The 10,127-nt window shown below is 39.6% G+C and carries 9 protein-coding genes; 7 read left to right on the top strand and 2 right to left on the bottom strand.

The genetic code is table 11. From position 1 onward, the window contains the following. Positions 1 to 213: 213 nt before the first annotated feature. Positions 214 to 1,170 (bottom strand): L-lactate dehydrogenase, encoded by a 957-nt coding sequence (locus H9564_RS08645; RefSeq protein ID WP_191685073.1) that lies wholly within the window; start codon positions 1,168 to 1,170, stop codon positions 214 to 216. A gap of 502 nt (positions 1,171 to 1,672) precedes the next feature. Here H9564_RS08645 and H9564_RS08640 point away from each other — a divergent pair. From H9564_RS08640 to dtd, 6 genes are all read left to right on the top strand, one after another. Next, positions 1,673 to 1,972 carry a hypothetical protein gene (locus tag H9564_RS08640; protein WP_191685074.1) on the top strand — a complete coding sequence of 100 codons (300 nt, stop codon included), beginning with the start codon at positions 1,673 to 1,675 and terminating at the stop codon, positions 1,970 to 1,972. Between the two features lie 61 nt (positions 1,973 to 2,033). Then, positions 2,034 to 2,996 (top strand): 50S ribosomal protein L11 methyltransferase, encoded by a 963-nt coding sequence (gene prmA / locus H9564_RS08635; RefSeq protein ID WP_191685072.1) that lies wholly within the window; start codon positions 2,034 to 2,036, stop codon positions 2,994 to 2,996. Continuing rightward, positions 2,996 to 3,748: a 16S rRNA (uracil(1498)-N(3))-methyltransferase gene (locus tag H9564_RS08630; protein ID WP_191685071.1), complete on the top strand. Its 753-nt coding sequence runs from the start codon at positions 2,996 to 2,998 to the stop codon at positions 3,746 to 3,748. The genes prmA and H9564_RS08630 overlap by 1 nt, the downstream gene beginning before the upstream one ends. Positions 3,749 to 3,797: 49 nt before the next feature. After that, on the top strand, positions 3,798 to 4,142 hold the full coding sequence (locus H9564_RS08625) for a hypothetical protein (protein ID WP_191685070.1): 345 nt from the start codon (positions 3,798 to 3,800) through the stop codon (positions 4,140 to 4,142). A 21-nt stretch (positions 4,143 to 4,163) separates the two neighbouring features. Continuing rightward, positions 4,164 to 6,401 (top strand): RelA/SpoT family protein, encoded by a 2,238-nt coding sequence (locus H9564_RS08620; protein WP_191685069.1) that lies wholly within the window; start codon positions 4,164 to 4,166, stop codon positions 6,399 to 6,401. Positions 6,402 to 6,414: 13 nt separating this feature from the next. Continuing rightward, positions 6,415 to 6,852 carry a D-aminoacyl-tRNA deacylase gene (gene dtd, locus H9564_RS08615; RefSeq protein ID WP_191685068.1) on the top strand — a complete coding sequence of 146 codons (438 nt, stop codon included), beginning with the start codon at positions 6,415 to 6,417 and terminating at the stop codon, positions 6,850 to 6,852. Positions 6,853 to 6,971: 119 nt separating this feature from the next. Here dtd and H9564_RS08610 read toward each other — a convergent pair whose 3' ends face one another. Further along, positions 6,972 to 7,823 carry a fructosamine kinase family protein gene (locus H9564_RS08610; RefSeq protein ID WP_191685067.1) on the bottom strand — a complete coding sequence of 284 codons (852 nt, stop codon included), beginning with the start codon at positions 7,821 to 7,823 and terminating at the stop codon, positions 6,972 to 6,974. Positions 7,824 to 8,196: 373 nt separating this feature from the next. On the opposite strand from H9564_RS08610, the gene aspS reads away from it, so the two are divergent. Further along, positions 8,197 to 9,999 carry an aspartate--tRNA ligase gene (gene aspS / locus H9564_RS08605; protein ID WP_191685066.1) on the top strand — a complete coding sequence of 601 codons (1,803 nt, stop codon included), beginning with the start codon at positions 8,197 to 8,199 and terminating at the stop codon, positions 9,997 to 9,999. Positions 10,000 to 10,127 lie beyond the last annotated feature (128 nt).

The raw sequence follows: 10,127 nt of genomic DNA, 5'->3' as shown, positions 1-10,127 counted from the left end.
TCTGCCAACATCAGCTGAACCGTCGTCCTCGAAAAGTGTTAAATTATGAAACCCCATATGAAGTATTTTTTGAGAAATCGTTGCACTTGGTTTGACAATTCGTCATAAAAAATCTGGAATGGAATCTCTATCCATACCAGAAAGTGTATACCCAAAATAAAAAAGAGTTCGGAATTTTCCGAACTCTTTTTTATTTAACTAATTAACTACTCATTAGTTGTTTTGAAGCTTAGCCATACCATCCTTTGCAACCTTTTCAAGGGCAGCAGCAGAAGCATCCATAGCCTTCTTTTCACGATCATCCAATGGAACTTCAATAACCTTGTCAATACCGTTTGCAGAAATAACTGCTGGAGTACCGATGTAAAGGTCGTTGATACCATATTCACCGTTCATTGGGGCTCCAACTGGCAATACGGCATGTTCGTCACGTAAAATAGCGCGAGTAATCCGCATTAAGCAAGTTGCAACACCGTAGAAGGTAGCACCCTTACGGTTAATGATTTCGTAAGCCTTGTTACGAACGTCATCTTCAATCTTAAGCAATTGATCCATTGAAACATTGTTTTCCTTAGCAATGTCAAGAAGTGGCTTACCACCGATAGTTGCACTTGAGTAAGCGGCAAATTCGGAGTCACCGTGTTCAGCAAGGATGTTTGCTGAAACGTCACGTGGGTCAACGTTGAACAACTTAGCCAAAGCAATCCGAAGACGTGATGAGTCAAGTGAAGTACCTGAACCAATAACCTTGTTCTTTGGGAAGCCTGAAAGTTTTTGAACAGCGTAAGTTAAGATATCAACTGGGTTAGCAGCGATTAAGAAGATCCCGTTGAATCCAGACTTAACGATTGGTTCAACAACTGACTTCATGATCTTAAGGTTCTTGTCAACCAATTGAAGACGAGTTTCGCCTGGCTTTTGTGGTGCACCAGCAGTGATAACAACTAAGTCAGCATCCTTGCAAGTGTCGTAATCAGCAGAGTAGATTTGCTTTGGTGCAGTGAAGACAGTAGCATCTTCAAGATCCAAAGCGTCACCTTCAGTACGCTTCTTAACAAGATCAACAATTGCTAATTCTTCAGCTAAACCTTGTTGTACTAATGCGTAAGCGTAACTTGAACCTACGGCACCGTCACCAACAAGAACAACTTTTTGATGATTCTTTGACATAATTAAACAGTCTCCCTTTCATCCAGTAAATATGCTATTTGAGATTTCTCTCACATGATTAATTATAACATTCCATGTGAAAAAAGCTATTAAATTTAGAATTATTGTCGTTTTTTATCTATATTAATCAATAATTAACCGTAATCATGATTGAAAACTACCAATTATGATTACTAGAATTGCAATAATGATTGCTGGAATTAATAGGATGTGAAAAATAAAGCCAATCGCAAGGATCACTAAAAGTAACACCAAAATTTTAAGAGTGAAAAGGCCTAATTTCCATAAGATCCATAAGAATAATAATGTGATTAGAATCCCCAACCTTATTAACCTCCTAAGCTTAAAAGATGAAAGTATTATAGCATTTTTAAAATTTAAAAGATTAATTCTGGTTAACCTTTTGCACAATCTTAACCATGTGATAAAATAGAACATATGTTAATGATTTGATTATATAAAGGAGGAGGTGGTTACCGTGTTAAATCAAACGAAGCGTTTTATGCGTGACAACGACTTAATGTATAAAAAAGAATACATTCGGCCGATGATGACACCTCAGCATGTGTACGTTTTCCGTTTCGGTAAACATCGGTTGAACAATCGGGTAATCATTCGCTACTCCCATACATGGACCGGGCGACTGAGAATTAATGAGATTGATGTTCGCCTGCACCACCAACATCATCCGCGGATTTTTAAAACTGAGGCTGACTTAATCGAGTATTTAAAGAGTCACTTCGGTAATAAGGGTGATAAGGAGAAACAATCGCAGCCTGTTGATTTTGAAACTGAAGAATAGGTGAGCGAGATATTGTGACCATCATGTTGGTGGTCACTTTTTATTTATAAAGGAGAAGAATATGGATTGGACAGCAATAAAAGTTATTACCTCTAGTGAAGCGGTAGAAGCAGTAAGTTATATTTTAACTAGTGAAGGGGCAGTTGGGGTACAGATTGATGATGCTAAAGATTTCGCTAATTTAAAGCCAGGACGTTATGGTAAACATGGCGAGATTATTGATCCCAAAGAGATTCCTCATCGTGAAAGTGGGGCTGCAGTAACGGGATATTTCCCGCAAAATGTTTTCGTTCCAGAATTAGTTTCAACAATCCAGGAAAAAGTAGATAAATTAAAGGACTATCAACTTGATCCAGGAGCAGGACTTGTTGTTTCAGAAGCCGTTAATAATAAAGATTGGGCAACCGTTTGGCAAAAGTACTATCATCCATTACGTGTGACTAATCAGTTAACGATTGTTCCTCAATGGGAAAATTATCAACCGCAATCTGCTAATGAAAAATTAATCATTTTGGATCCAGGAATGGCCTTTGGAACAGGAACACACCCGACGACACGGTTGATGTTAGAAGCATTAGAAATCGTGGTTCGTGGTGGTGAATCAATGATTGATGTTGGGACCGGTTCAGGAGTCTTAAGCATTGCAGCTAAGCAACTCGGTGTCGGTAAGGTGAAGGCTTACGATATTGATGAAATTGCTGTTCGTTCCGCAAAGAAGAATATTGCCTTAAATCCAGTTGCAGCTGATGTAAAAGTTGGTGTTAATAGTTTGCTTGATGGCATCCACACTCAAGAAGACCTAATTGTTGCTAATATTCTTGCTGAAATTATTGTTCCATTAGTACCACAAGCTTTTGAGAATTTAAAACCGGGTGGTCAGTTCCTTGCTTCCGGAATTATCAAGGATAAAGCAGCTCTAGTAGAACAAGAATTAACGAAACATCACTTTATCGTTGATCAGAAGTTACGAATGAAGGACTGGTACGGGATCATCGTCCATAAGCCAGTAGAAGGTGAAGAATAATGCAACGCTACTTTATAGATCAAGCGAAGACGAAAGAAAAGGTTAAGCTGCCACAAGATATAGCTCATCACCTTATCACTGTCCTTCGTGCAACCATTGGTACTAAATTTGAATTAGTGTTCGCGGATCACCAGGCTTGCCTTGCTGAATTAGCTTCTATAAAACCGAATGCAACAGCTAAACTTATAAAAGAAATTGGTAAGGATAGTGAACTTCCTGTAGAAGTAATTCTTGCGTGTGGCTTACCGAAAACTAAGGAGAAGCCAGAATTAATCGTCCAAAAGGGAACGGAACTTGGTGCTAGCAAAATTGTATTTTTTGAAGCTGAGCGTTCGATTAGTCATTGGAATAGTCAGAAGCAATCACGAAAGATTGCCCGTCTTCAGAAAATTGCCGACGCTGCTGCTGAACAATCGCACCGGAATGTTAAACCACGGGTTGAATATTGTCCTTCATTAAAGGAATTACTTACTAACTATCCAGCGACTACTAGACTGGTTGCTTGGGAAGAATCGGCAAAGGAAGGGGAAAGTAGTCGTCTTTTCCAGTCCTTGTCTAAGTTAGCTAAGGGTGACTCGGTCTTGGCAATCTTTGGACCTGAAGGTGGCTTGAGTTCGGCAGAAATTGACGTAATGGAAGAAAATAAAGTGATTCCTGTTGGATTAGGGCCACGAATTCTTCGGACCGAAACGGCCCCCTTATATTTTTTGGCAACCGTTTCATTTGTTACCGAATTGTCAGGGAATAACTGATAGTTTGTGGTACAATTATTCTCATCATATATGTATAGGAAGTTAGTTTATGGATTGGCTTAAAAAAGTTGAAAGTAAAACATGGGTTGTTGTATGGGGATGGAGCATCTTTTTTGGGATTATCCTGCCACTTTTTAGTGATAAGGTTCATTTAATTCGTCGTGTATGGATGGTTGGCCTATTCCTATTCTTGATTAATATGCTTTTTAGTATTTGGCTTGGCCAATATATTGTAAAGCATAACTTGAAGTGGTGGAATATGCTGATATTTCCGATTCTATACCTCATCATTTCTTACTTATTTATGCCTAGATATACTATTTATTTTGCCTTATTTTACCTAGGAGTTACTTATTTGACATGGTCAATTAATTCACAAAACCAAAAAGATTAATCTGGATTGGAGGGTGGCATATTGTCAGAAGTTAAAGAATTATCACATGAAGATGTCCTGAAGAAGGTTTCTTCATATATGAATGATGAACATGTTGCTTTGGTTGAACGGGCATACCGTTTTGCCTCTATTTGTCATCGTGATCAGCGGCGAAAATCAGGAGAACCGTACATTATCCACCCAATTCAAGTTGCTGGTATTTTGGCTGAGCTACATATGGATCCAGAAACTGTCTGTGCTGGATACCTTCATGATATTGTTGAAGATACTGGAGCAACATTAGACGATATTAAAGAGATCTTTGGACCGACAATTGCCCTAATTGTTGATGGTGATACTAAGTTAGGGAAGATTCAGTATAAGTCAAACAAGGAGCAAATGGCTGCTACTCACCGGAAACTACTCCTTGCAATGTCGAAAGATATCCGGGTAATGATTGTCAAACTTGCTGATCGGCTTCATAATATGCGGACCTTACAGCATTTGCGGCCCGATAAGCAACGACGAATTTCAAACGAAACGTTGGAAATTTATGCACCGATTGCTGATCGACTAGGAATTAGCACTATTAAGTGGGAATTAGAAGATCTTTCTCTTCGCTACCTTAATCCACAACAATATTACCGGATTGTTCACTTGATGAATTCACGGCGAGATCAGCGGGTAGAATACATTGATGAAGCGATCGCGGAAATTAAAAGAGCGATTAGTGATCTTAAATTAGGCTCGGATGTTGAAATCTACGGTCGGCCCAAGCATATTTATTCAATCTACAGGAAGATGGTTAACCAACATAAGCAGTTTAGTCAAATCTATGACTTGCTTGCTGTGCGGATTGTTGTTGACTCAATTCGGGATTGTTATGCCGCATTAGGAGCGATCCACACTAATTGGAAGCCAATGCCAGGTAGGTTTAAGGATTATATTGCGATGCCTAAGGCTAACGGTTACCAATCTTTACATACCACAATTATGGGACCTGGTGGTAAGCCACTTGAAGTTCAAATAAGAACACACCACATGCACCAGGTTGCAGAATATGGGGTTGCTGCTCACTGGGCATACAAGGAAGGGAAGACCAATGGTGTTCAGCAAACTCGTGATAGTCAAAAGCTAAACGTCGTCAAGGAAATTCTTGAGTTGCGGAGTGAAAGCAATGGTACTGACGAGTTTATGCAGGGCGTTCAGAGTGATATTTTTGCCGATAAGGTTTACGCTTTTACGCCTAAGGGTGATGTGATTGAACTACCGCAGGGGTCGGGACCACTTGATATGGCCTATCAAATCCATACTGAAGTTGGTAATCATACGACTGGAGCTAAAGTTAACGGGCGGATTGTGCCGTTAGACTATGAAATCAAAACGGGAGATATTGTTGATATTTTGACATCATCTTCCTCTGCTGGCCCGAGCCGTGACTGGATTGATTTAGTTTCTACACGGCGAGCACGGAATAAGATTCGTCAATTCTTCAGGGCTCATGATCGAGAAAAGAATATTGAGGAAGGAAAACAAATGCTTGAACGAGAAATTCGTGAAGCAGGATTTGATCCATTCTCGTTAATGACTGAAGAAAAGATCAAAGAAGTGGCAAAACAAATGCACTACCAAACTAGCGACGATATGTTTGCTGCGATTGGCTTTGGTGATCTAGCTCCGGTTGGGGTACGTAATCGTTTTACCGCTGACGTGCGGAAAAAAGAGGAAGATTCACGTAAGCAGGCTGCTGAGAAGGCAGTTCTTGAAGATCATGCCACCCTTGAAAAACCTGACCAACGTGAACAAAAGAAACAGGCTAAAGATACAAGTGATGGAATTATCGTTGAGGGTGTCGATAACCTATTAACACGGTTGAGTCATTGCTGTAGTCCAGTTCCTGGTGATGAAATTGTTGGTTACATTACTAAGGGACGTGGGGTTTCCGTTCACCGTGCGGATTGTCCAAATATTAAGGCTGCTGAAAAGAGCGGTCAACGGATTATCCATGTTTACTGGGCAAATCCAAATGGTGATAAGACGAATTATAATTCTAACATTGAAGTTCAGGGTTATAACCGAAGTGGCCTTTTAAATGATGTTTTACGTTCGATAAATAACACAACGAAATTCCTAAACTCAGTCAACGGGAAAGTCGACCATAATAAGATGGTTACTATTAGCATGACAATTGGTGTTCGTAATCTTCAACAATTACAGTTTATTATGGATTCATTAAAGAATATTAAGGATGTTTACGTGGTTAAACGGACTATTCGTTAGGGGGGGAATATTAATGCGAGTTGTTTTGCAAAAGGTAAACCATGCTTCAGTTTCGATTGATGGTGAAGTAGTTGGTGCAATTAAGCGTGGTTACATGTTGCTAGTTGGTTTTGCTCCTGATGATGGGGATGAACAGTTAGACTACCTTGTTCACAAAATTGTCAATCTGCGGGTCTTTGAAGATGAAAATGGAAAGATGAATAAGGGACTTCAGGATGTAGATGGCTCAATCCTTTCGATTTCTCAGTTTACTTTATATGCAGATACTAAACATGGTAATCGTCCTGGATTTACAGGGGCTGCCCGTCCTGAAATTGCAGAACCGCTTTACCAGCGATTTAATGAAAAGTTAGCAGCAACTGGTGTTCATGTTGAAACGGGTCACTTTGGTGCTGACATGAAGGTTGACTTAGAAAATGATGGGCCAATCACTATTATTTACGAGAAGTAAAAATAATAAGGGAATATGACAGAAGTTGCTTATATTCCTGCAAGTAAAAAGAGTTCCAAACTCGGTTTTCCGCGTTTTGGAGCTCTTTTTAGATGATATAATTTGGCTATTATTGTTCTTTAATAATTACTGAGGATCTGGTCAACAGCTGGTCCGTAACTTTCACCGAATAAAATGAGGTGCATGCAAAGATAATAGAACCTGTACCATGGAAGACGATCGTTAATTCCAGGCTTGATTGGGTATGTATCATTGTAACCACGATAAAATTGTTCATCAAAGCCACCGAAAACTGTTGTCATTGCAAGATCAAATTCTCGGTCGCCATAAACACAATCCGGATCAATTAAGTATGGTTGGTGTTCCTGATTGAACATGAAATTTCCGGCCCATAGATCACCATGAAGAAGACTTGGCCGAACCTCAGTTGTTGAATAATAATTATCAAATTTTGCGACCATTCGGTCAAAGTGTGTTTGTCGCCATTTATTCCACCGACCTGTTTTTATGGCTGCAGAGATTTCTGGCTTTAGCCGTTGATTAATATAAAAATCGCGCCAACTAGGATTCCAATGGTTATTTTTAACTAATACTTTTGTCTGATGGTTATCTGGGAAACCAAATTCTTCATTTCTTTGTTGGTGCATTTTGGCAACTTCCTGGCCAAGAGCGTATTGATCTCCATAACCGTTAGTGATCCAATTAAGAACTAAGTAGGCGTCACCATCAATTTCGCCATGGGCAACCGGAGTGGGAACGTTAGCTACCTTGCCGATTTCTTTTAGACCAAGAATTTCGTGATCAAAGTATGATGATGGATGCTTAGGCTGGACCTTAACGAAGTACGTTGCGTTAGTAGTTGTAATTTGATAGGCAAGATTAATATCACCACCGCTAACTGGCTCGCAACTTATAATATTATTCAGGGGGAGTTGCGCTAACCAGTTGGTAGATAATTGTTGATTATTCAAAGTAAACACCTTCTCTTGATTTATATTTTAAACTTTTATTTTTATAAAACCAATTAAGTCATATCCCTATTGACTTTTTTTGTGAACTCGGGTAGGGTAAGAATGTAATTTTAATACTAATAGCCAATGATAAAGAATGCTTATTCACCTTAGTCGATAGCGAGTGGGAATTGGTGGAAGCCCATGACGATTAGGTAGTAATTGACACTTTTGAGGCTGGACAATTTGTCCCGTCGATGTTCGACGTTATCTATGAGTGATACTAAGGTGGTACCGTGCTAAAAGCACCCTTGTGAATAACAGGGGTGCTTTTTTATTAGAAATTAGTATTAATACTACCAATCTAAAAAATGGTTAAAGAGGTAATTAGAGGATGAAGAGAACTAATTACGCTGGTGATACCAGTGAAAAGCAAGTTGGCCAAGAAGTTGTCCTTAAGGGATGGGTTGCTAAACGCCGTAATCTTGGTGGATTAATTTTTATTGACTTATGGGATCGTGAAGGAATTGTTCAATTAGTCTTTAATGAAAAAGAAAATCCAGAAGCATTTAAAGTTGCTAACGCCGTTCGTAACCAATACGTTCTTGAGGTGCAAGGAAAGGTTCAATTACGGGCTGAAAAGGAAATTAACCCTGATATGAAGACTGGAAAGGTCGAAGTTGCGGTTAATAAAATTAAGGTTTTAGCAAAGTCTGAAACAACGCCATTTGACATTGCAGACAATGTTGATGCAAGTGAAGATTTGCGGATGAAGTACCGTTACCTTGATCTTCGTCGTCCTGAAATGATGAAGAACCTTATGTTACGGAGCAAGGTTACTTCTGTTGTTCACCACTACTATGATAGTCAAGGGTTCATGGATGTTGAAACACCTGACTTAACTCGTTCTACTCCAGAAGGTGCTCGTGACTATATCGTTCCTTCACGGGTTTACCCAGGTCATTTCTACGCCCTTCCACAATCACCACAATTATTTAAGCAATTATTGATGGCTGCCGGGGTTGATAAGTACTACCAAATTGCTCGTTGTTTCCGGGATGAAGATTTGCGTGGTGACCGGCAACCAGAATTTACCCAAATTGATACTGAGATGAGTTTTGCAACTCCTGAGGATATTCAAACGATGACTGAAGGGTTAATTAAGAAAGTCATGAAGGAAGTATTAGGGGTTGATGTTAAGACACCATTCCCACGGATGGAATGGCAAGAAGCTATGGATAAGTATGGTTCAGATAAGCCAGATACTCGTTTTGGTATGTTGATCCATGATTTATCTACAATTGTTAAGGATAGTTCATTTAAGGTCTTCTCCGGAACTGTTGCTAATGGTAACTTTGTTCGAGCAATTTGTGTTCCTGGTGGTGCTGATAAGTATTCACGGAAAGATATTTCTAAGAAGGAAGAATACATTAAGCGGTTTGGAGCTAAGGGGCTTGCCTGGGTAAAGGTAACCGAAGATGGTTATTCTGGGCCAATTGCCAAGTTCATTAACAATTATGCTGATGCAATTAATAAGGAAATGGGAGCAAAACCAGGAGATTTGATCCTCTTTGTTGCTGATTCCTTCCACGTTGTTAGTGACTCACTTGGTTACTTACGTCGTGAAATTGCAAAAGAACAAGATATGATTGCGCCTAACCAATGGAATTATTTGTGGGTTGTTAACTGGCCAATGTTTGAATATGATGAAGGATTTGGTAAGTGGATTGCTGCTCACCACCCATTCACCATGTTAAACGAAGAAGACTTGCATTATCTTGAAGATGGTGAAGATCCACATAAGGCTCATGCTCAAAGTTATGATATTATTTTGAACGGCCAAGAAATTGGTGGTGGTTCAATCCGTATCCATGATCCAAAGGTACAAGAAAAGGTTCTTAAAGCATTGGGATACACTAAAGAACGTGCAGAAGCCCGCTTTGGTTTCTTATTGAAGGCATTAACACTTGGGATGCCTCCTGAAGGGGGATTGGCCTTTGGGTTAGACCGTTGGGTAATGTTACTTGCACAAGCTGATAACATTCGTGACGTCATTCCATTCCCTAAGAATTCGAAGGCTGTTGAACCATTAACTGCTGCCCCTGGTAAGGTTAGTCAACAACAACTGGATGACTTGAAGGTTCAGTTTGACGATAAGGTTGATTATAAGCTAGATAATGATGGCGCTGAAGATTAGCCTTCTCGTGGTTAAAATCTTGTAAATTTAAAAATCTACTATATACAAAAGGAGGCTGGGAAAAAACTCTCAGTCCAAAATGAAAGCCGGACGATGAATCAAATCTTGGTTCATCGTCCGGCTTCTTA

This window comes from Limosilactobacillus avistercoris (assembly GCF_014836425.1).
Classification (GTDB): Bacteria; Bacillota; Bacilli; order Lactobacillales; family Lactobacillaceae; genus Limosilactobacillus; species Limosilactobacillus agrestimuris.
This window is presented reverse-complemented; position numbering and strand designations above follow the sequence as displayed.

Coding starts and splice junctions, on each gene's coding strand:
- H9564_RS08630 (WP_191685071.1), top strand. CDS start 2,996: ATGCAACGCTACTTTATAGATCAAGCGAAGACGAAAGAAAAGGTTAAG.
- H9564_RS08640 (WP_191685074.1), top strand. CDS start 1,673: ATGCGTGACAACGACTTAATGTATAAAAAAGAATACATTCGGCCGATG.
- H9564_RS08645 (WP_191685073.1), bottom strand. CDS start 1,170: ATGTCAAAGAATCATCAAAAAGTTGTTCTTGTTGGTGACGGTGCCGTA.
- dtd (WP_191685068.1), top strand. CDS start 6,415: ATGCGAGTTGTTTTGCAAAAGGTAAACCATGCTTCAGTTTCGATTGAT.
- prmA (WP_191685072.1), top strand. CDS start 2,034: ATGGATTGGACAGCAATAAAAGTTATTACCTCTAGTGAAGCGGTAGAA.
- aspS (WP_191685066.1), top strand. CDS start 8,197: ATGAAGAGAACTAATTACGCTGGTGATACCAGTGAAAAGCAAGTTGGC.
- H9564_RS08625 (WP_191685070.1), top strand. CDS start 3,798: ATGGATTGGCTTAAAAAAGTTGAAAGTAAAACATGGGTTGTTGTATGG.